This window comes from Actinopolymorpha sp. NPDC004070 (genome assembly GCF_040610475.1).
Classification (GTDB): domain Bacteria; phylum Actinomycetota; class Actinomycetes; order Propionibacteriales; family Actinopolymorphaceae; genus Actinopolymorpha.
The window spans coordinates 12,584-32,657 of sequence record NZ_JBEXMJ010000007.1 but is presented as its reverse complement, the minus strand read 5'-3'; the positions used below and the strand labels follow the sequence as shown (position 1 = coordinate 32,657).

Here is a 20,074-nt window from a genome sequence, read left to right as displayed (position 1 = left end):
CACTCAGGTCTGCGGTATCTCCAGCTCCTCCGGGTCGAACTCGCCGTCCTTGGCGCCGGCCAGGAACGCCTCCCATTCGTCCTCGGTGAACACGAGCACCGGGCCGTCGGGGTCCTGGGCGTTGCGCATGCCGATGAGTTCGTCCACGAAGGCGACCTCGATGTCACCGCCGGCGGCGGAGGAGCGCCACTCGGCGCGGTCCAGATCGAAGGTGCCCTTGAGGGGGTGGCTCACCCCGGCGCTGTCGTGGGTCGGTCGTTCGGTCATGTGTGGTGCGTACTCCCTGTGTGAGGATCGGCCCGCGCGGGGCGCCGGAGAAGGCCGGGCGCCGCCGCGATCCCGCTGCGCAGCAGCCAAGGTACTCCCCCTGACGCTCCGCGTGTACACAGGGTTCCGATTCGTACGCGCTGAGTCAGGGGAACGAGTCGGAAGACGTCACGGCACGGAGCTCCGCAAAGCTCAGCAGGACTCAGCAGACGCGGTGCAGCCAGCCGTAGGTGTCCTCGGTCCGGCCGTACTGGATGTCCAGCAGCTGCTGCCGGATCCGGGTGGTGACCGGGCCGGCGCCGCCGTCACCGATGACCAGCTCACCCTCGCGCGAACGCAGCGTCCCGACCGGGGTGACCACCGCGGCGGTGCCGCAGGCGAAGACCTCGGTGATCCTGCCGGAGGTGGCACCCTCGCGCCACTCGTCGATGCCGATCCGGCGCTCCTCGACCTTGTGCCCGGACTCGGTGGCGAGGGTGATGATCGCCTCGCGGGTGATGCCCTCGAGGATCGTGCCCAGCTCGGGGGTGACGATCTGCCCGTCTTCGTAGACGAAGTAGAGGTTCATCCCGCCGAGTTCCTCCACCCAGCGGCGGTCAACCGCGTCCAGGAACGCCACCTGGTCGCAGCCGTTGGCGATCGCCTCCTGCTGCGCGACCAGGCTGGCGGCGTAGTTGCCGCCGCACTTGGCCGCGCCCGTGCCACCGACGGCCGCCCGGGTGTAGTCCTCCGACAGCCAGATCGAGACCGGCTTCACTCCCTGGGAGAAGTACGCACCGGCCGGGGACGCGATCACCACGAAGCTCACCTGCTGCGCCGGCCGCACCCCGAGGAAGACCTCGGAGGCGAACATGAACGGGCGGAGGTACAGACTCGTCTCGCCGCCGTTGGGCACCCACGCCTCGTCCACCTTCACCAGGGTGTCGAGCGCGGTCACGAAGTCGTCAACCGGGAGTTGCGGCAGCGCCATCCGGGCGGCCGACCGCTGGAACCGGGCCGCGTTGGCTTCCGGACGGAACGTCCACACCGAGCCGTCGGCGTGCCGGTAGGCCTTCAGGCCCTCGAAGATCTCCTGGGCGTAGTGGAGGACGGCCGTGGCCGGGTCGAGCGCGATCGGCCCGTAGGGCTTGACCACCGCGTCGTGCCACCCCTGCTCCGGTGTCCAGGTGACCGTGACCATGTGGTCGGAGAAGTGTTTGCCGAACCCCGGTGCGGCGAGGATCTCCTCCCGGCGCGCGGTGGGCACCGGGGAGTCGGAGAGCTGCTGGCGGAACTCGAGGCTTGCGGTCATGGCTGCACCGTACCCAATCATTGCTCGACCCGCGGAGGCTGAGATCCTCGCACGGCCCTCCGGCGCCCACGCGTGGAGGGAGATGACGTACGAAAACCGGCGAACGGACAGCCGGGAACGACCAACGAGAACCGCCGCCCACGCTGATCGCGGGCGGCGGCCGGCTTCGACGCAGAGGTACGCGACGAAGCCCAGGGCATTTGCCGTGGGTCATGCGGCGACCCACAGCAAACGCCCTAGTTGGATACTCGCTCGGCGATGTCGTCGCCGATCTGGCTGGTCGTGCGGGCGGGTGCGTCCACCCGGGCGGCGATGTCGGCGGTGACCGCGTCCTCGACGCGCTGGGCCGCGGCCTGCTCGCCCACGTGGTCCAGCAGCAGCGCTGCGGACAGGATCGCCGCCGTCGGGTCGGCCTTGCCCTGCCCGGCGATCGACGGCGCGGAGCCGTGCACCGGCTCGAACATCGACGGCGCGGTGCGGTCGGGGTTGACGTTGCCGCTGGCGGCAAGGCCGATTCCACCGGTGACGGCCGCGGCCAGGTCGGTGATGATGTCGCCGAACAGGTTGTCGGTGACGATCACGTCGAACCGCTCCGGCTCGGTCACCAGGAAGATGGTCGCCGCGTCCACGTGGAGGTAGTCGACGGTCACGTCCGGGAACTCCGGCGCCACCTCGGCCACGATCCGCGACCAGACGCCGCCGGCGTGCACCAGGACGTTCGTCTTGTGTACGAGGGTCAGCCTGCCCCGCCGGCCCTGCGCCCGGACGAACGCGTCACGCACCACGCGTTCGACCCCGAACGCGGTGTTGACGCTGACCTCGGTGGCCAGCTCCTGCGGCGTGCCCTTGCGGACCACGCCGCCGTTGCCGACGTACAGCCCCTCGGTGCCCTCGCGGACGACCACGAAGTCGATCGCGGCGTCAGAGGCGAGCGGGGTCGGGACACCCGGGAAGCTGCGCGAGGGGCGGAGGTTGACGTAGTGGTCGAGCTCGAACCGCAACCTGAGCAGCAGACCACGCTCGAGGATGCCCGCCGGCAGGTTGGGGTCACCCGGACGACCACCGACCGCACCAAGCAGGATCGCGTCGTGCTCGCGAAGCTCGCCCAGCACCGTGTCGGGGAGCACCTCGCCGGTGGCGAGGTAGCGCTGTGCGCCGAGGTCGTAGTGCGTCGGGTCGACCTTGATGTCGTACGCCGGGCAGACCGCCGACAGGACCTTCAGCGCCTCCTCGGTGACCTCGGGGCCGATGTAGTCGCCGGGGATCACCGCGAGACGAATGCTCTGCGCCATGGGCTCACCGTACTTCGCCGTGTCCACATCCCGACACGCGGGTCTTGCGATGCGGACGATCGTCTTGGGCTGGAAACGAGCGGATCACGAGCGAACCGAGCTACCGGACGGGTACGCGCTCCTCGGCACCACGCCGGTCGGCCGCGAAGGACCCGGACTCCGGCGACTCCGACTCCAGCTCGCTCCGGCCACCGTTGTCGCGTCGGTCCATCGCTTCCTGCAGGGCGCGGTAGGCCAACTGCTGAGCCTCGTTCATGGGTGAATCTCCTTTCTGGGCAGCAAAGGACGTATACCCACAATCACTTGGCCGACATTAGTAGGGCGTCCTAGTAGTTGTCTCGCCAGACGGCCCGTTGTCTCGGATTACGAGATCCGGTCGGACCTTGTGCCAAACTCTGGCCGCATGAGTGCTCCGCCCCAGATCCCCGGTGTGGTCGCCCGCGCCCACGAGCTCTCCCGCCGGCGCGGATTCGTGTCCTCCTGCCGCAACGAGACCGGCTGGCTGCTGGCCTCCCTGGCCGCCTCGCGCAACGGCACCCTCGCGGAGTCGGGTACCGGCTGCGGCGTCGGCTCGGCCTGGCTGCGCAGCGGGATGCGCACCGGCTCCCGGCTCGTCACCGCCGAGCACGACTCCGGCCTGGTCGAGGCGGTCCGGGAGATGTTCGCCGGCGACGAGGCCGTCGACGTCCTGGAGGCCGACTGGAAGGAGCTCGCGCCGCGGGCACCGTTCACGCTGCTGTTCCTGGACGTACGCGAGGCCAAGCGGGCCGGGCCCGACCTGGCCGCCGAGCTCGTCGAACCCGGCGGTCTGGTCGTGCTCGACGACTTCACCCCCTGCGCCACCTGGCCGCCGATGTACCAGGGACGGGTCGACGCCACCCGCCAGCAGTGGCTCACCGACCCGCGGTTCACCACCGTCGAGGTGATGGTCGCCGTCGACGCCAGCGTGCTGATCGCGACCAGGAACTGACACCGCGGCCCCGGGATATCCACAGACGGCGCGAAGATCGGAGCCGTGAAACGGATTCGGCGACAACGCAAACGAACGCAAACAACGCACCGAACGGAGTCCGAACGGTGCGTTGGTCGCGTAGCTCTCGGTGCCGCGAAGGACGACTCGCGCGTCGTCAGTCGTCCAGGTCGATGGCGCGGACGCCCTCGGCACTGATCTCCTGGGCGATCTCGTCAAGTGCGGCTTGCGGGATGGTCGAGTCGACCGTCATCGCGGCCAGTGCCTCTCCCCCGCGGCGGTCCCGGCTCACCTGCATACCGGCGATGTTGACCCCCGCCGCACCGAGGATCCGGCCGACGATGCCGACCACGCCGGGCCGGTCGACGTACCGCAGCACCGCCATGTGCGAGGTGAGCTCGATCTCGATGTCGAACCCCTCGACCTCGACCAGCCGCTCGATGTGCCGCGGGCCGACCAGGGTGCCGCCGACCGAGACCTGCCGGCCGTCGGCGAGGGTGCCCCGCAAGGTGACGAGGTTGCGGAAGTCGGGGCTCTCGGGGTCGGTGCGCAAACGCACCTCCAGGCCGCGCTCGGCCGCGAGCAAGGGGACGTTGACGTAGGAGACCTGCTCCTCCACGACGGAGGCGAAAATGCCTTTGAGGGCAGCGAGTTCGAGCACCTTGACGTCGTGGTCGGTGATCTCGCCGCGGACCTCCACGTCGATCTGCACGGCAACCTCGCCGGCCAGCGCGGTGAAGATGCGGCCGAGCTTCTCCGCCAGCGGGATGCCGGGCCGGACGTCCTCGGCGATCACTCCGCCCTGCACGTTGACCGCGTCGGGTACGAGCTCACCGGCCAGCGCCAGCCGCACCGAACGGGCCACCGCGACGCCGGCCTTCTCCTGCGCCTCCGCGGTGCTCGCACCCAGGTGCGGAGTCGCCACCACGTTGGGCAGCTCCAGGAGCGGGGAGTCGGTGCACGGCTCGGTGGTGAACACGTCGATGCCCGCGCCGCCCAGCCGGCCCTCCTTCAACGCGACGTACAACGCGTGCTCGTCGATGATGCCGCCGCGGGCGGCGTTGACGACCAGCGCACCCGGCTTCATCGTGGCCAGCTGGGCCTCACCGACCAGCCCGAGCGTCTCCGGGGTCTTCGGCAGGTGGACGGTGATCGCGTCGGCGACCTCGAGGAGCTCCTCCAGCGGGACCAGCCGGACGCCCATCTGGGCCGCCCGGCCGGGCTGGACGTAGGGGTCGTACGCCACCACCTTCATCCCGAACGCCGCCAGCCGCTGGGCGACCAGGACGCCGATCCGGCCCAGGCCGAGCACGCCGAGGGTCTTGTCGTACAGCTCGACTCCGCCGAACTTGCTCCGCTTCCACTCCCCCGCGCGCAGCGACGCGTCGGCCGCCGGAACGTGCCGGGCCACCGCGAGCAACAGCGCGATCGCGTGCTCGGCGGCGGAGATGATGTTGGACTGCGGGGCGTTGACCACCATGACGCCGGCCTGGGTGGCGGCCCGCACGTCCACGTTGTCCAGCCCGACGCCGGCCCGGGCGACGACCTTCAGCCGACGAGCCGCTGCCAGCGCCTCCGCGTCGACCTTGGTGGCGCTGCGGACGAGGAGCGCGTCGACGTCGGCGAGCGCGGGCAGCAGGGCGGACCGGTCGGCGCCGTCGCAGTGCCGGATCTCGAAGTCGTCGCCGAGGACGTCCAGGGTGGCGTCGGACAGTTCCTCCGCGATGAGGACGACCGGCCTGCGCGCGGTGAGAGATGTTGCCGAGGTGGCAGGGACGTCCGCAGGGGTGGCGGATCCTGCCGAAATGGGGGAATTCACGGCTGCAGGCCTCCAGCACGTCGCAAGGCGAGGGATGGTCCCCCGAGCACGACGTTGGGCCCGGCATGTGCGGTCAGGATAGCCAGGCGGGCCGCCCGGCGCAGTGACGGCGCCGGGTCCGGCCGGGGGATGGCCGAACCCTCACCCTCGCCCGTCCCTGGTCTGCACGGAACTCAGCGGATTCTTCCGCGGAAGAATCCGCCCGGTCGTCCGGCGACAACGACGAGGTGGGAAGACCTGTGGGTGCTCTGGGCCCCACAAGTCCTCCCACCTCGTACCGATCGCCGTGCCGGCGACCACGAACATCAGCCGCGGGCGGCGGTGCCCTCGACGTAGTCGTCGTCGTGGCTCTTGACCCAGGCCATCAACTTGCGCAGGTCACGGCCGACGCTCTCGATCGGGTGCTTCTCCGACTGCTCGCGGAACTTCCTGAACTCAGGACCACCCGCGTCCTGGTCGTCGATGAAGCGCTGTGCGAACGTGCCGTCCTTGATGTCGGAGAGCACGTCGCGCATCCGGGCCTTCACCGACTCGTCGATGATCCGCGGGCCGGACACGTAGTCGCCGTACTCGGCGGTGTCGGAGATCGACCAACGCTGCTTGGCGATTCCGCCCTCGTACATCAGGTCGACGATCAGCTTCAGCTCGTGCAGGCACTCGAAGTAGGCGACCTCGGGCTGGTACCCGGCCTCGATGAGCGTCTCGAAGCCCGCCTGGATCAGCGCCGAGGCGCCGCCGCACAGCACGGCCTGCTCGCCGAAGAGGTCGGTCTCGGTCTCCTCGGTGAAGGTCGTCTTGATGCCGCCGGCGCGCAGGCCGCCGATGGCCTTCGCATACGCCAGGGTGAGCGGCCAGGCCTCACCGGTGGCGTCCTGCTCGACCGCGACGAGCACGGGGACGCCGCGCCCCTCGGTGTACTCGCGGCGGACCAGGTGACCGGGCCCCTTCGGCGCGACCATCGCCACGTCCACCCCGGCCGGCGGCTTGATGTAGCCGAACCGGATGTTGAACCCGTGGCCGAAGAACAGCGCGTCACCGTCGGCGAGGTTGGGCTCGACCGCGTCGGTGTACAGCTTCCGCTGCACCGGGTCCGGCGCCAGGATGACGATCAGGTTGGACTCCTCCACCGCCTCCGCCGGCGTGAGGACCCGAAGGCCCTCCGCCTCGGCCTTGGCGCGGCTCTTCGAGCCCTCGGGCAGGCCGACGCGGACGTCGACACCAGAGTCCCGCAGTGACAGCGCATGGGCGTGGCCCTGACTGCCGTATCCGAGTACGGCGACGGTACGGCCCTGGATGACCGCGAGATCGGCATCGTCGTCGTAGAACAGCTCTGCCACAACTTCTCCTTTACGCAATTCATGGTGTGGGTCGTACGAGGGGTACGGCCCCGGTGTGTTCGGCGGCTGAACACGCGGGCCGGCTCCCGGCAGGAGCCCGTCCGCGCCCGCCCTCAGGCGCTCCGCTCGCCCACCCGGTCCAGGGAACGAAGCGTCCGGTCTGTGATGGAACGGCCGCCCCGCCCGACGGCGACCATGCCCGACTGCACGAGCTCGCGGATGCCGTACGGCTCGAGGACCCGCAGCATCGCGTCGAGCTTGTCCGGGCTGCCCGTCGCCTCGATCGTCACGGTATCGGTCCCGACGTCGACCACCTTCGCCCGGAACAACTGGACCGTCTCCAGCACGCTGCCCCGGGCCTGGCCGTCGGCCTTCACCTTGACCAGCAGCAGCTCACGCTGGACGGAGGTGGAGGGCTCGAGCTCGACGATCTTGATGACGTTGACCAGCTTGTTGAGCTGCTTGGTCACCTGCTCCAGCGGGAGTTCCTCGACGTTGACCACGATCGTCATCCGGGAGATCTCCGGGTGCTCGGTCGGGCCGACCGCGAGGGAGTCGATGTTGAACCCGCGCCGGGAGAAGAGTCCGGCTATCCGAGCCAGGACACTTGGTTTGTTCTCGACCAGCACGGAGAGGGTGTGTCGGGACATGTGCCTCGTCCTTGTCCTTTCGAGAGGCGCCGGCTACGACGACCTGTGGGACGCGACGTCGTTTCGGGTCGGCGACGCTGCGGGGTCTAGAGGTCGTCGTTCTCCCAGACCGGCGCCAGGTCGCGCGCGATCTTGATGTCGTCGTTGCTGGTGCCGGCCGCCACCATCGGCCACACCATGGCGTCGCGGTGGACCACGAAGTCGATCACCACCGGGACGTCGTTGATCGCCATCGCCTTGGCCAGCACGTCGTCGACGTCCTCGGCCTTGTCGCAGCGCAGCCCCACACAGCCGTACGCCTCGGCCAGCTTGGCGAAGTCGGGGATCCGGCTGGAGTGCAGGTCGGTGTTGGAGTAGCGGCCCTCGTAGAAGAGCGTCTGCCACTGGCGCACCATGCCCAGGCTGGAGTTGTTGATCACCGCGACCTTGATCGGGATGTTGTCCAGCGCGCAGGTGGCCAGCTCCTGGTTGGTCATCTGGAAGCAGCCGTCGCCGTCGATCGCCCAGACGGTGGCGTCGGGGCGGCCGGCCTTGGCGCCCATCGCGGCGGGCACGGAGTAGCCCATCGTGCCGAGTCCGCCGGAGCTGAGGAACGTGCCGGGGTTTTCGTAGGAGATGAACTGCGCGGTCCACATCTGGTGCTGGCCCACGCCCGGGACGTAGATCGCCTCCGGGCCCGCGACCTTGCCGATCCGCTCGATCACCTGCTGCGGCGACAGCGAACCGTCGTCGGGCTGGTCGTAGCCCAGCGGGTAGCGCGAACGCCACTCCTCCAGCAGCCGCCACCAGCCGGTGTAGTCGCCGGTGCGGCCTGCGGCGTGCTCGGCCTGCAGGGCGACCACCAGGTCGGCGATGACCTCCCGGCAGTCGCCGACGATCGGGACGTCGGCGGTGCGGTTCTTGGAGATCTCGGCCGGGTCGATGTCGGCGTGCACGACCTTCGCCCGCGGTGCGAACGTGTCCAGCTTCCCGGTCACCCGGTCGTCGAAGCGGGCGCCCAGGCTGATCAGCAGGTCGGACTGCTGCAGGGCGCCGACCGCCGCGACGGTGCCGTGCATGCCGGGCATGCCGAGGTGCAGCGTGTGGTTGTCGGGGAACGCGCCGCGGGCCATCAGCGTGGTGACCACCGGGATCCCGGTCATCTCCGCCAGCACCCGCAACTCGCGCGCGGCGTGGGCGCGCAGCACCCCGCCGCCGACGTAGAGAACCGGGCGCCGGGCCTCGCTGATCAGCCGGGCCGCCTCGCGGACCTGCTTGGCGTGCGGGCGGCTCACCGGGCGGTAGCCGGGCAGGTCGACGCTCGTCGGCCACTCGAACGTCGTCATCGACTGCATCGCGTCCTTGGACACGTCGACCAGGACCGGGCCGGGCCGGCCGGTGGAGGCGATGTGGAACGCCTCGGCGATCGTGCGCGGGATCTCCGCCGGATCGGTGACCAGGAAGTTGTGCTTGGTGATCGGGAGCGTGATGCCCTGGATGTCGGCTTCCTGGAAGGCGTCGGTCCCGATCGCGCTGGCGGCGACCTGGCCGGTTACCGCGACCATCGGCACGGAGTCCATGTAGGCGTCGGCGATCGGGGTCACGAGGTTGGTGGCGCCGGGCCCGGAGGTCGCCATGCACACGCCGACCTTGCCGGTGGCCAGGGCATAACCCTCGGCGGCGTGCCCCGCGCCCTGCTCGTGGCGGACCAGCACGTGCCGGATCTTGCGGGAGTCCAGGAGCGGGTCGTAGGCAGGAAGGATCGCCCCGCCGGGAATGCCGAATACCGTGTCGACGCCGGCTTCCTCCAGCGATCTGATCAGGCTCTGTGCCCCCGTCATCTGCTCACTCATGAGCGTCCTCTCGCTGTCGTGCCGTCTGTCCCGCTGCTGGAACTGCCGGACCTGCCGGAACTGGTGCTGGTGGTGCTGGTGGTGCTGGTGGTGCTGGTGGTGCTGGTGGTGCTGGTGTCGTGATCGTGGTGGGTCTGGTGGGTGTGGTCGGCGCCGTCATGATCGTCCCCTGGGAAACAAAAACCCCCCGGCCCGTGTGGGCAACGAGGGGAGCGCGCTGGCTGGAGGCTTCGAGAGCGGTCAGCCGGCGCGCGAGTGGAGTACGAGAATCTGCGGACGCACCCATGCAGAGTTTCCGACCGGCCGCCTTCACGTCAAGCCGAACCCTTGACCGTCTCGCCATTCGGACGATCCGTCCACATGTCGTCGTCGGCGAACGCGGGCAGGCCGTCGACGCTGCACTGGTTCTTCTTCCGGCGGTAGTCGCGCAGCCCCTCCTCGCCCTTGCGGTCCATGTGCGCGGGCAGCAGGTCCCGCTCCCCCACGTGGTCCATCAGGGGTACGCCGTAGCCGCAGGAGTCGGAGACCCGGGTGACGTCGACGACGATCACCGCCCGGGCGCCGCGCCGCTCGGTGAACAGCGCGGCCAGCTCACCGAACTCCTCGTCGTACATCGACACCACCCGGCCCCGCCCGTGCAGCCGGACGACGTTGGGCGGGCCCTCGAAGGCGCAGAACATCAGCGTGATGCGGCCGTTCTGCCGCAGGTGCGCGATGGTCTCCGCCCCGCTCGCGGTGATGTCGAGGTAGGCGACGGTGTGGTCGTCGAGCACCGCGAACGTCCCGCCGATGCCCTTCGGCGAGACGTTCACGTGCCCGTCGGAGCCGCTCGGTGCCGTGGCGACGAAGAACACCCGCTGCGCCTCGACGAACTGCCGCAGCCGCCCGTCGATGCGTTCGTGCACCTTGCCCATCAGCGCTCCCAGAGAGCTCGGTCGAGATCGAGCGGTCAGCCGCACACGGCGCCGTGCGCCGCGGAGGTGACCAGCCGGGCGTACTTGCCGAGCACACCGCGGGTGAACGTGGGCGGCAGCGGCGTCCAGTCGGCGCGGCGGCGTTCGAGCTCGTCGGCGTCGACCAGCAGGTCGAGCGTCCGGTTGGTCATGTCCAGCCGGACCACGTCGCCGTCGCGGATCAGCGCGATCGGCCCGCCGTCGACCGCCTCGGGCGCGACGTGGCCGACGCACAGGCCGGTCGTCCCGCCGGAGAACCGGCCGTCGGTGAGGAGCAGGACGTCCTTACCCAGGCCCGCGCCCTTGATCGCGCCGGTGATGGCCAGCATCTCCCGCATCCCCGGCCCGCCCTTGGGTCCTTCGTACCGGATGACCACCACGTCGCCACCCTGGATGGTGCCGTCCTCGAGCGCGTCCAGCGCGCCGCGCTCGCGCTCGAAGACCCGCGCGGGGCCCTCGAACACCGCCGCCTCCAGACCCGCACTCTTGACCACGGCACCGTCCTCGGCCAGCGAGCCGCGCAGGATCGTCAGGCCGCCGGTGCGGTGGATCGGGTCCTTGATCGCCCGGATGATGGTGCCGTCCAGGTCCGGCGGGTCGATGTCGTCGAGGTTCTCCGCCACGGTCTTCCCGGTCACCGTCATCGGGTCACCGTGCAGCAGGCCCGCGTCGAGCAGTGCCCGCATCACCACCGGGATGCCGCCCACCCGGTCGACGTCGCTCATGACGTACCGGCCGAACGGCTTGAGGTCGCCGAGGTGCGGCACCTTGTCGCCGATCCGGTTGAAGTCGTCGAGGGTGAGGTCGACCTCGGCCTCGCGGGCGATGGCGAGCAGGTGCAGGACGGCGTTGGTGGAACCGCCGAGCGCCATCACCACGGCGATGGCGTTCTCGAACGCCTCCTTGCTGAGGATCTGCCGGGCGGTGATGCCCTGGCGCAGCATCTCCACCACGGCCTCGCCGGAACGCCGGGCGATACCGTCGCGGCGCCGGTCGACCGCCGGCGGGGCCGCCGACCCGGGCAGCGCCATGCCGAGCGCCTCGGCCGCGCTGGCCATCGTGTTGGCGGTGTACATGCCGCCGCACGCGCCCTCGCCGGGGCAGATCGCCTTCTCGATCCGGTCGACCTCCTCGCGCGTGATCAGCCCTCGGGCACAGGCGCCGACCGCCTCGAACGCGTCGATGATGGTGACGTCGCGGCCGTCGACCTTGCCGGGCAGGATCGAGCCGGCGTAGACGAACACCGAGGCGAGGTCGAGCCGGGCGGCGGCCATCAGCATGCCGGGCAGGCTCTTGTCGCAGCCGGCCAGCAGCACCGAGCCGTCCAGGCGTTCGGCCTCCATGACCGTCTCCACCGAGTCGGCGATGATCTCCCGGGACACCAGGGAGAAGTGCATGCCGACGTGGCCCATCGAGATGCCGTCGGACACCGAGATGGTGCCGAACTCCAGCGGGTAGCCGCCGGCGGCGTGCACTCCGTCCTTGGCGGCCTTGGCCAGCCGGTCGAGGGAGAGGTTGCAGGGGGTGATCTCGTTCCACGACGAGGCGACGCCGATCTGGGGCTTCTCCCAGTCCTCGTCACCCATCCCGACCGCGCGGAGCATGCCGCGGGCCGCGGCGCGCTCCAGCCCGTCGGTGACCTCCCGGCTGCGCGGCTTGATGTCGCTACTCATGTGCGTTGGGCTCCTCGTTCACCGTGGCGGTGGTGATGCTTGCTGGGGGTGGCGCCGGTACGCCGAGCGGTCGGCTGCGGATGCGCAGCAAATCGCGGGAACGTGCACCCGGGCCGAGGTGTCGGGCGGGGTCACCGCACGCTCACTTTACGGCGGCGTCCGCGAGGGGCCGACGGTCGGGCTCGGGGGTGACCTGCCGGCCGGTCGCGTACGCCACCGCGAGCAGGGCCAGCCCGAGCACCGGGCCGACCACGCTGAGCGCCTGTTGCCAGGGCGCGTAGGAGAGTTCGACGTCGCTGCCCCACGGCAGGACGTACTTGAAGATCGCGGCCGCCACCCACACCACGAACACCGCACCGGTCCAGCGCAGCGACCGCGGCAGGTGCGAACCGACCAGCACCGTCGCGCCGAGCGGCACCACCCAGACGAAGTGGTGCGTCCACGACAGCGGGGAGGCGAGCAGCGTCGCCAGGCCGCACAGCGAGACCGCCAGCATCGGCTCGCCGCGCCGCCACCACACCGACGCGACGTACGCACCGGCGACGCCCGCCGCGGCGCCGAGTGCGAGCCCGGCGTAGTGCTGCCAGCCGCCGAGGCCGAACAGCCGGACGACCACGGCCAGCATCGACTGGTTCATCAGGAAGTGCGCGGGGCCGGTGCGGGTGTCACCGGACAGCAGCAGTTTCGCGAAGCCGATGGTCTCCCGGGGCATCACCACGGCGGTGGCGACCGTGATCGCGGCGGCGGTGAGGACGGCGGTGCGAGCCTCCCGCCACCGCCTGGCGAACAGCAGCATCACCACGAACAACGCGGGCGTCACCTTGATCGCCGCCGAGATGCCGGTGAGCACGCCGGTGGGCAGCAGCCGGCCGCCGGGGTCGTCACCGACGGGCGAACGCCGGCCGAACCGTGGCAGCCATCGGCGCCCGGGCACCAGGTCGGCGACCACCAGCGCCATCAGGAACACGTTGATCTGGCCGAAGCTGACCGTGGCGCGCACCGGCTCGACCACCAGCGCGCAGACGGTGGCCAGCAGCGACAGCGGCCAGCCGCGCAGGCCCGCCCGGTGCAGGACGAACAGCAGCGCGAGGCCGTTCAGGACCGTCCAGAGCACCTGCAACAGAGTCTGGGGTACGAACACCAGCGGGACGCTGAGCAGCGCCGCCACCGGCGGGTAGATGAACGCGAGCGCGGTATCCGGCGTCCGGGCGGTGAGGATGTCCCCGCCGCCGAGAAGGACGTGGCCGGTGTAGACGTACACGTCCAGGTCGACGGTGTTGGGCTGCCAGGGCCAGAACTCGCCGTAGGACTGGGCGAACGGCAGGATCGCGAGCAGCGCGACGATCGGCAGCGCGATGCGTGCGGCCACCCCGGCCACGGACGTCCCGCTCACCCGGGGCGCCCTGGCAGGCCGGGCCGTCCTGGGCGTCCGGGCCGTCTCGCTGGGCCGGGCCGTCTCGCTGGGCCGGTCCGTCTCGCTGGGCCGGGCCGTCTCGGTGGGCCGGTCCGTCTCGGTCGGCTCGCCGCTACTGCCCGTACTGTTCGTGCTGGTCGGCACGTCGCTCCTGTCCGCTGGTTCCGGGGCACCTTCATACCCGGTCCGGCTCGGTGGCGGAATCCCGGGCCGGTCCCGATCTTTTCCGTCAGTACGCCCCGGCGACGATGTTGACCAGCGGCTCCCCGGCCGCGTACCGGCGAAGCTGCGCGCTCACCAGCCGCCGCCCGCGGGGGACGAACGCGGAGGTGTTGCCGCCCACGTGCGGACTGAGCAGCAGCCCCGGCGCGTCCCACAGCGGATGGCCGGCCGGCAGCGGCTCGGGATCGGTGACGTCCAGCGCCGCCCGCAGCCGCCGGGCGGTCAGCTCGACCAGCAGGGCGTCGGTGTCGACCACCGGCCCGCGGGCGAGGTTGACCACGAGGGCGCCGTCGGCGAGCTGGGACAGGAACTTCGCGTCCACCAGGCCGTGGGTCTGTTCGGTCAGCGGGACCAGCAGCACCACCACGTCGGCGGTGGGCAGGAGCTCGGGCAGCCGGTCCATGCCGGCCACGCCGTCTGCCGGCGTACGGCTGACCCTGACGATCTCGCACTCGAACGGCTCCAGCCGGCGCTCGAGCGCCCGGCCGATCGCGCCGTACCCCACGAGAAGCACTCGCCGGTCGGCCAGGGACGTCCGCCGGCCGGCAGCCCAGCGGTGCTCGTCCTGGGCGCGGACGAAGTCGGGGAAGCCACGCAGCGAGGCGATGATCAGGCCGACGCCCAGTTCGGCGGTGCTGGCGTCGTGCACGCCGCGGGCGTTGCACAACGTGACGCCGGGCCCGACGAACGGGCGGACGTTCTCCACACCGGCGGTGAGGGTCTGCACGACCTCCAGCCCGGGCATGTCGGCAATGACCTCGACGGTGTGCTGCGCTCCCATGTACGGGGGTACGTAGAACGCCACGTCGCCGATCGTGGCCGGCGGCTCCCCCAGCCCGTCGTACACGTCGATCGCCAGGCCGGCGGGCAGGTCGTCGTACACCTCCGGCGGCTCCGGCAGCCACACCCGCCGACCGGTGCGGGCCCCGTCCGCGCCGCTCGTCTCGTCCGTCTCGCTCTGTGCTGCTCCCACTACTGAGGTCCTCCTCGGCACTTCGTGACGTACTGGTCGAAGTCCCACGTGCGCAGGAACTCCCGGGCCGACTGCGCCCCCTCGGCCAGCAGCGCGTCCTGCTGCTCGGAGGTGACGTCGAAGTCGATCGCGGACACCGCCGAGGAGTCCACGAACGTCGTCCGGACCAGGCTGCACGGCTGCTGGGCGAGCTCGAGGTTGTGCGCCTGCAGTAACGTCTCGACCAGCGCGGCGGTCAGCGCGACCGGCCCGCGTACCGGGTGGGAGCGTGCCACAGGTCCGGGTCGACTGGAAAGACGGACGCCGAATGTCGGCCACCGGGGCGGTGTGCCGTCGGTGCGGTCGAAGATGGTGATCGGGAAGTTCCACAGCAGGCCGCCGTCGACCAGCGTGGCGTCGCCCGCGCCGGCACCTCTGCCCGCGACGGCCGCCCTGGCAGCGTGCGCCCGGCCGGCCCGCAGCGTGTAGGGCTCGAAGAAGTACGGAATGGACGCCGAGGCCCGCACGGCGTCGGCGACCGGCTGGTCGTCGGGGTCCAGGCCGTACTCCGGGTAGTCCCACGGCAGCCGGGCCGTCCGCTGCCGGGAGACGTCCGTGGCCAACACGACCAGCCGGTAGCGGTGACCGTCCGGCAGGTCGCTGCCGGGGTCGGGCGGCAGCCGCAGGTCACCGAACCTCGTGACGCCGAGGTCCTTCAGGACGCCGGCCATCCAGTCGTGGAGGTACTTCCCCTCGAACATGCCGGACTCCGCCGCCAGCGACATCCCGTCGACCAGGAGCCCGAGGCCCACCCGGTCGGCGACTTCCCCGACGACGTTGCCGACGCGGCCGCGGTCGCGGAACCTGCGGTAGTCGAGGGTGCGGGCGATCTCCTCCAGCCGGTCCAGCGGCTCACCGGCCACCTGAAGACCGGCGACGACCGCGCCGACGAGGGCGCCGGCCGACGTTCCGGCGATCCGCCGGAAGCCGTACCCGCTCTTGGCGAACGTACCGACCGCGCCGACCAGCCCGATCCCCTTGACGCCGCCGCCTTCCAGAACGAGGTCCGCCGGACGGGTTCCGGCGGCCTCGTCCGTCCGCTTGTCCGCCCGCCCGGGCCGCTTCTCGGGCCGCTTGGCCGCCCGCTTCTCCGTCCGCCCGGCGCGACCTTCCGCGCCCGGGCTCTCTCGCGTGGTGCTCATACCTGAAAATAGTCCGATCCGCGACGGTGAGCGACTGGTTCGTGTCCGAGCGCGACACTGCCCATTGGCGCTGTGGGCCACCCTCGCCGGTCGCCGTGCAGACTGGGCCCATGCGTCGCGTCAGGCTACTGCTCGCCCGGCCGGTCACCAGCGCTGTCCGCAGGGCGGCGATCGGGTCCGTCACCGCCGCACTGGTCGCCGGTGCGGTCGGGTGTTCGCCCGCGTCCCGGAGCGGGGAGGACACCCGTCCGTCGCCCACCGGCACGGGCTCGACCGGCGACGCTGCACACCGGCCACGGGTCGCGGGCACCGTCGCCACCGGGCTGGCCGCGCCGTGGGGGATCGCGTTCCTGCCCGACCGCAGCGCGCTGGTCGCCGAACGCGACACCGGCCGGGTACGCCGGATCCTCCCGGGCGCCGCCGGCAGGGACCAGGGCGGGCGGCCCGGCGAGGTCGGCCGGGTGCCCGGGGTGCAGTCCGGCGGTGAGGGCGGCCTGCTCGGGCTCGCGGTGGGCCCGACGTTCGACAAGGAGCCGTACGTCTATGCGTACCTCACCACCGCGAGGGACAACCGGATCGTGCGGATGCGCTACGTCGGCAGACGGCTCGGCACCCCGGAGGTGCTCGTGAGCGGCATCCCGTCGGCCGGCGTGCACAACGGCGGGCGGCTGGTGTTCGGACCGGACGGCATGCTGTACGCCGGGACCGGCGACGCCAGCGACACCGACAACGCGCAGAACCGCCGCTCCCTGGGCGGCAAGATCCTCCGGCTGACCCCGGACGGCAAGCCGGCGCCCGGCAACCCGTTCGGGGACTCGCCGGTGTGGAGCTACGGGCACCGCAACGTCCAGGGGCTCGCGTTCGACCCCGGCGGCCGGCTGTGGGCCAGCGAGTTCGGCCAGGACACCTGGGACGAGCTCAACCTCATCCGCAGGGGCGGCAACTACGGCTGGCCGCAGGCGGAGGGGGTCTCCCAGGACCGCAGGTCGCTGGACCCGGTGGCGCAGTGGCCGACCAGCGAGGCCTCGCCGTCCGGGCTCGCCTACGCCGACGGCGCACTGTGGATGGCCGGGCTGCGCGGGCACCGGCTCTGGCGCATCCCGGTACGGGACGGCCACCGGACCGGCGAGCCGCAGGCGTACCTCACCGGCACCTACGGCCGGCTGCGTACCATCGCGGTCGCGCCGGACGGCAGCCTGTGGCTGAGCACCAGCAACACCGACGGACGGGGAGCACCCGAACCCGGCGACGACCGGGTCCTTCGACTGAGGCTTCCATGACCAGATCCCGAATCCCCCGCCCGGCCCTTCGCGCCGTTGTGCTGATCGTCGCGCTGTGCACGGCCACCGCCTGTGGGCTCACCGGCTCAGGCGGATCCGGCGCCGACGACTCCGGCGGACCGGACCGGCGGGCCACGCCGGCGAAGAGCGCCCGGCCGACCCCGACGCCGAGTACGGCCACCCCCACGCCGTCGGCCACCACCGCCTCGCCGAAGCCGTCCGCCCGGGCCACCTCGGCGTCCCCCGCCCGGCGAGCCGCCCCGCCGCGGCCGAAGGCCTCCCGGAAGGCGCCGCCCGGGCGGCCGGCCGGTCCCGCCCGGCCGGTCGTCGCCGGCACCATCGCGAAGGGGCTCACCACACCGTGGGACCTCGCGTTCCTGCCCGACGGGTCCGCACTGCTGTCCGAACGCGACACCGCGCGTGTCGACCGGGTGACGCCGGGCGGCAAGGTCGGCTCCGTCGGCCGGGTGCCCGGCGTGGTGCACGAGGGCGAGGGCGGGCTGCTCGGCCTGGCGCTGTCACCGCACTTCTCCCGCGACCACCTGCTGTACGCGTACATCACCACCCGTACAGACAACCGGGTCGTCCGCATGACCTACGACGGCTCCGGGCTCGGTGCGCCGGAGGCGGTCTTCACCGGAATACCGCGCGGGCCGCAGCACCACAACGGCGGGCGGCTGCGGTTCGGGCCCGACGGCTACCTCTACGTACCCACCGGCGACGGCGAACAGCGTGCCCGGGCCCAGAACCGCTCCTCGCTCGGCGGCAAGATCCTGCGGATCACCGCGAGCGGGAAGCCCGCGCCGGGCAACCCGTTCGGCACCGCGGTCTGGACCTACGGCCACCGCAACGTGGAGGGTCTGGTCTTCGATCCGCAGGGCCGGTTGTGGGCCAGCGAGTTCGGTGACAAGGCGGCCGACGAGCTCAACCGCATCCGGGCCGGCGGCAACTACGGCTGGCCCGTGCTGGAAGGGCGCGGCGGCGCGAAGCGCGGGTACGTCGACCCGCTGGCGCAGTGGCCCACCGACGACGCCTCGCCCTCCGGGCTCGCCTACGCCGACGGCTCGATGTGGCTGGCCTCGCTGCGCGGCGAACGCCTGTGGCGGGTCCCGGTCGCCGGCGGTCGCGTGACGGGCGCGTCGAAGGCGTTCTTCGTCGGTACGTACGGACGGCTGCGGCACGTCGCCCGGGCACCGGACGGATCGCTGTGGCTGCTCACGAACAACACCGACGGCCGGGTCTCCCCACGGCCCGGCGACGACCGGATCCTGCGGGTGACGTTGACGAGGTAGCCCCGCGTCAACCGCATCTTGCCTGCGGACACGTGACCCTTCCGGGACGCGGCGCCCTCGGTCACCGACCGAGGGCGCCGCGTCGATTCGGTCACTGCCCCAGGCGCTGCAGGATCAGTTCGCGGACGCGGCCCGCGTCGGCCTGACCGCGCATCTCCTTCATCACCGCGCCGATCAGCGCCCCGGCCGCGGCCACCTTCCCGCCGCGGATCTTCTCAGCGACGCCGGGGTTGGCCTCGATCGCCCGGTCGACCGCCGCCCCGAGTGCGGAGTCGTCGCTGACGACCGCGAGCCCACGCTTGTCGACGACCTCCTCCGGGGTGCCCTCACCGGCGAGCACGCCGTCGATGACCTCCCGTGCCAACTTGTCGTTGACAGTGCCGGCGTCGACCAGGGCCTGCACTCCGGCGACCTGCGCGGGCGTGATCGGCAGCGCCTCCAGCTCGACCTCGGTCTCCCTCGCCCGGCGGGCCAGCTCGCCCAGCCACCACTTGCGGGCCGCCGCCGGAGTGGTACCGGCGTCCACCGTCGCCTCGACCAGGTGCAGCGCACCCGCGCCGAGGATGTCGCGGAACTCCATCTCGGTGAAGCCCCACGCCTCGAACAGCCGGCGCCGGTGCCGGCTCGGCGGCTCCGGCAGTGACCCGCGCAGCTCCTCGACCCACTCCTTCGACGGGGCGATCGGCACCAGGTCCGGCTCGGGGAAGTAGCGGTAGTCCTCCGCCTCCTCCTTCGACCGGCCGGACGTGGTGACGCCGGTGTCCTCGTGCCAGTGCCGGGTCTCCTGGGTGACCTTCCCACCGCCGGCGAGAACCGCGGCCTGCCGGCAGATCTCGTACGTCAGGGCGCGTTCGACCGACCGCAGCGAGTTGACGTTCTTGGTCTCGGTCCGCAGGCCGTACGCCGTCTCGCCCTGCCGGCGCAGGGAGACGTTCGCGTCGCAGCGGAGCGAACCCTGCTCCATCCGCACGTCGGACACGCCGAGCGCGCGGAGCAGGTCGCGCAGCTGCGAGACGTAGGCCCGGGCCACCTGTGGCGCCAGCCGGCCCGCGCCCTCGATCGGCTTGGTGACGATCTCGATCAGCGGGATGCCGGCGCGGTTGTAGTCGACGATGGAGTAGTCGGCGCCGTGGATGCGGCCGCTGACCCCGACGTGGGAGGACTTGCCGGTGTCCTCCTCCATGTGGGCGCGCTCGATCTCCACCCGGAACGTCCGGCCCTCGACCTCGACGTCGACAGCACCGTTGACCGCGATCGGTTCGTCGTACTGGCTGATCTGGAAGTCCTTCGGCATGTCCGGGTAGAAGTAGTTCTTCCGCGCGAACCGGCCCCACGGCGCGATGTCGCACCCGAGGGCCAGCCCGATCCGTATCGCGGACTCGACCGCGCGGCCGTTCACCACCGGCAGTGCACCCGGCAGGCCGAGGCAGACCGGGCACACCTGGGTGTTGGGGGGCGCGCCGAACTCCGTCGGGCACCCGCAGAACATCTTGGTGGCGGTGTTGAGCTCGACGTGCACCTCCAGACCCATCACCGGGTCGAAGAGCTCCAGCGCCTCGTCGTAGGACATCAGGTCGGTGGTGACGGTCATGATGCGGCGTTCTCCTCGCCTGCCGGCGTCGTGGGCG

16 protein-coding genes and 1 pseudogene are annotated in these 20,074 nt (G+C 71.4%); 3 read left to right on the top strand and 14 right to left on the bottom strand.

The features are described from left to right. Positions 1-3 precede the first annotated feature (3 nt). From ABZV93_RS14220 to ABZV93_RS14205, 4 genes are all read right to left on the bottom strand, one after another. Entirely contained in the window at positions 4-267 is a 264-nt protein-coding gene (locus ABZV93_RS14220) for a DUF397 domain-containing protein (RefSeq protein WP_354934930.1), read from the bottom strand. A 202-nt stretch (positions 268-469) separates the two neighbouring features. Beyond that, complete coding sequence (locus tag ABZV93_RS14215; RefSeq protein ID WP_354934927.1) at positions 470-1,558, bottom strand: branched-chain amino acid aminotransferase; 1,089 nt, start codon at positions 1,556-1,558, stop codon at positions 470-472. A 236-nt stretch (positions 1,559-1,794) separates the two neighbouring features. Continuing rightward, positions 1,795-2,850 carry a 3-isopropylmalate dehydrogenase gene (locus tag ABZV93_RS14210; RefSeq protein ID WP_354934924.1) on the bottom strand — a complete coding sequence of 352 codons (1,056 nt, stop codon included), beginning with the start codon at positions 2,848-2,850 and terminating at the stop codon, positions 1,795-1,797. Positions 2,851-2,950: 100 nt separating this feature from the next. Further along, a complete protein-coding gene (locus ABZV93_RS14205; RefSeq protein WP_354934921.1) occupies positions 2,951-3,106 on the bottom strand; it encodes a hypothetical protein in 156 nt (51 codons plus the stop codon). A gap of 147 nt (positions 3,107-3,253) precedes the next feature. Here ABZV93_RS14205 and ABZV93_RS14200 point away from each other — a divergent pair, with 147 nt between their 5' ends. After that, complete coding sequence (locus ABZV93_RS14200; RefSeq protein WP_354934918.1) at positions 3,254-3,820, top strand: cytidine deaminase; 567 nt, start codon at positions 3,254-3,256, stop codon at positions 3,818-3,820. Positions 3,821-3,977: 157 nt separating this feature from the next. Here the strand turns inward: ABZV93_RS14200 and serA are convergent, their stop codons facing one another. The 9 genes and pseudogenes from serA to ABZV93_RS14155 all read right to left on the bottom strand — a co-directional run bounded on the left by serA (position 3,978) and on the right by ABZV93_RS14155 (position 15,874). Next, positions 3,978-5,639, bottom strand: a complete 1,662-nt coding sequence (gene serA / locus ABZV93_RS14195) for a phosphoglycerate dehydrogenase (RefSeq protein ID WP_354934916.1) — start codon at positions 5,637-5,639, stop codon at positions 3,978-3,980. A 305-nt stretch (positions 5,640-5,944) separates the two neighbouring features. Next, positions 5,945-6,976, bottom strand: a complete 1,032-nt coding sequence (ilvC, locus tag ABZV93_RS14190) for a ketol-acid reductoisomerase (protein WP_354934914.1) — start codon at positions 6,974-6,976, stop codon at positions 5,945-5,947. A 113-nt stretch (positions 6,977-7,089) separates the two neighbouring features. Further along, the gene (ilvN, locus tag ABZV93_RS14185; protein ID WP_092656242.1) at positions 7,090-7,626 is read right to left on the bottom strand and encodes an acetolactate synthase small subunit; all 537 of its coding nucleotides are present in this window, start codon (positions 7,624-7,626) and stop codon (positions 7,090-7,092) included. Between the two features lie 86 nt (positions 7,627-7,712). Further along, positions 7,713-9,473, bottom strand: a pseudogene (locus ABZV93_RS14180) (acetolactate synthase large subunit); the annotation flags it as partial. Positions 9,474-9,772: 299 nt separating this feature from the next. Next, a complete protein-coding gene (locus ABZV93_RS14175) occupies positions 9,773-10,372 on the bottom strand; it encodes a pyridoxamine 5'-phosphate oxidase family protein (RefSeq protein WP_354934910.1) in 600 nt (199 codons plus the stop codon). Positions 10,373-10,407: 35 nt separating this feature from the next. Next, positions 10,408-12,084 carry a dihydroxy-acid dehydratase gene (gene ilvD, locus ABZV93_RS14170; RefSeq protein ID WP_354934907.1) on the bottom strand — a complete coding sequence of 559 codons (1,677 nt, stop codon included), beginning with the start codon at positions 12,082-12,084 and terminating at the stop codon, positions 10,408-10,410. Between the two features lie 142 nt (positions 12,085-12,226). Further along, entirely contained in the window at positions 12,227-13,477 is a 1,251-nt protein-coding gene (locus ABZV93_RS14165; protein ID WP_354934904.1) for a glycosyltransferase 87 family protein, read from the bottom strand. A 250-nt stretch (positions 13,478-13,727) separates the two neighbouring features. After that, positions 13,728-14,693, bottom strand: a complete 966-nt coding sequence (locus ABZV93_RS14160) for a 2-hydroxyacid dehydrogenase (RefSeq protein WP_354934901.1) — start codon at positions 14,691-14,693, stop codon at positions 13,728-13,730. Further along, positions 14,693-15,874 carry a patatin-like phospholipase family protein gene (locus ABZV93_RS14155; protein WP_354934898.1) on the bottom strand — a complete coding sequence of 394 codons (1,182 nt, stop codon included), beginning with the start codon at positions 15,872-15,874 and terminating at the stop codon, positions 14,693-14,695. Before ABZV93_RS14155 ends, ABZV93_RS14160 begins: the two co-directional genes overlap by 1 nt. Before the next feature lie 110 nt (positions 15,875-15,984). Between ABZV93_RS14155 and ABZV93_RS14150 the strand changes: the two genes are divergently transcribed. Beyond that, positions 15,985-17,154, top strand: coding sequence for a PQQ-dependent sugar dehydrogenase (locus ABZV93_RS14150; protein ID WP_354934896.1), 1,170 nt, complete (start codon positions 15,985-15,987; stop codon positions 17,152-17,154). Then, positions 17,151-18,446, top strand: a complete 1,296-nt coding sequence (locus ABZV93_RS14145; RefSeq protein WP_354934894.1) for a PQQ-dependent sugar dehydrogenase — start codon at positions 17,151-17,153, stop codon at positions 18,444-18,446. The genes ABZV93_RS14150 and ABZV93_RS14145 overlap by 4 nt, the downstream gene beginning before the upstream one ends. A 91-nt stretch (positions 18,447-18,537) precedes the next feature. Here ABZV93_RS14145 and gatB read toward each other — a convergent pair whose 3' ends face one another. After that, entirely contained in the window at positions 18,538-20,037 is a 1,500-nt protein-coding gene (gatB, locus tag ABZV93_RS14140; RefSeq protein ID WP_354934891.1) for an Asp-tRNA(Asn)/Glu-tRNA(Gln) amidotransferase subunit GatB, read from the bottom strand. Positions 20,038-20,074 lie beyond the last annotated feature (37 nt).

Coding starts and splice junctions, on each gene's coding strand:
- ABZV93_RS14220 (WP_354934930.1), bottom strand. CDS start 267: ATGACCGAACGACCGACCCACGACAGCGCCGGGGTGAGCCACCCCCTC.
- ABZV93_RS14200 (WP_354934918.1), top strand. CDS start 3,254: ATGAGTGCTCCGCCCCAGATCCCCGGTGTGGTCGCCCGCGCCCACGAG.
- ABZV93_RS14145 (WP_354934894.1), top strand. CDS start 17,151: ATGACCAGATCCCGAATCCCCCGCCCGGCCCTTCGCGCCGTTGTGCTG.
- gatB (WP_354934891.1), bottom strand. CDS start 20,037: ATGACCGTCACCACCGACCTGATGTCCTACGACGAGGCGCTGGAGCTC.
- ilvN (WP_092656242.1), bottom strand. CDS start 7,626: ATGTCCCGACACACCCTCTCCGTGCTGGTCGAGAACAAACCAAGTGTC.
- ABZV93_RS14155 (WP_354934898.1), bottom strand. CDS start 15,874: ATGAGCACCACGCGAGAGAGCCCGGGCGCGGAAGGTCGCGCCGGGCGG.
- ABZV93_RS14205 (WP_354934921.1), bottom strand. CDS start 3,106: ATGAACGAGGCTCAGCAGTTGGCCTACCGCGCCCTGCAGGAAGCGATG.
- ABZV93_RS14175 (WP_354934910.1), bottom strand. CDS start 10,372: ATGGGCAAGGTGCACGAACGCATCGACGGGCGGCTGCGGCAGTTCGTC.
- ABZV93_RS14150 (WP_354934896.1), top strand. CDS start 15,985: ATGCGTCGCGTCAGGCTACTGCTCGCCCGGCCGGTCACCAGCGCTGTC.
- ABZV93_RS14210 (WP_354934924.1), bottom strand. CDS start 2,850: ATGGCGCAGAGCATTCGTCTCGCGGTGATCCCCGGCGACTACATCGGC.
- ilvD (WP_354934907.1), bottom strand. CDS start 12,084: ATGAGTAGCGACATCAAGCCGCGCAGCCGGGAGGTCACCGACGGGCTG.
- ABZV93_RS14215 (WP_354934927.1), bottom strand. CDS start 1,558: ATGACCGCAAGCCTCGAGTTCCGCCAGCAGCTCTCCGACTCCCCGGTG.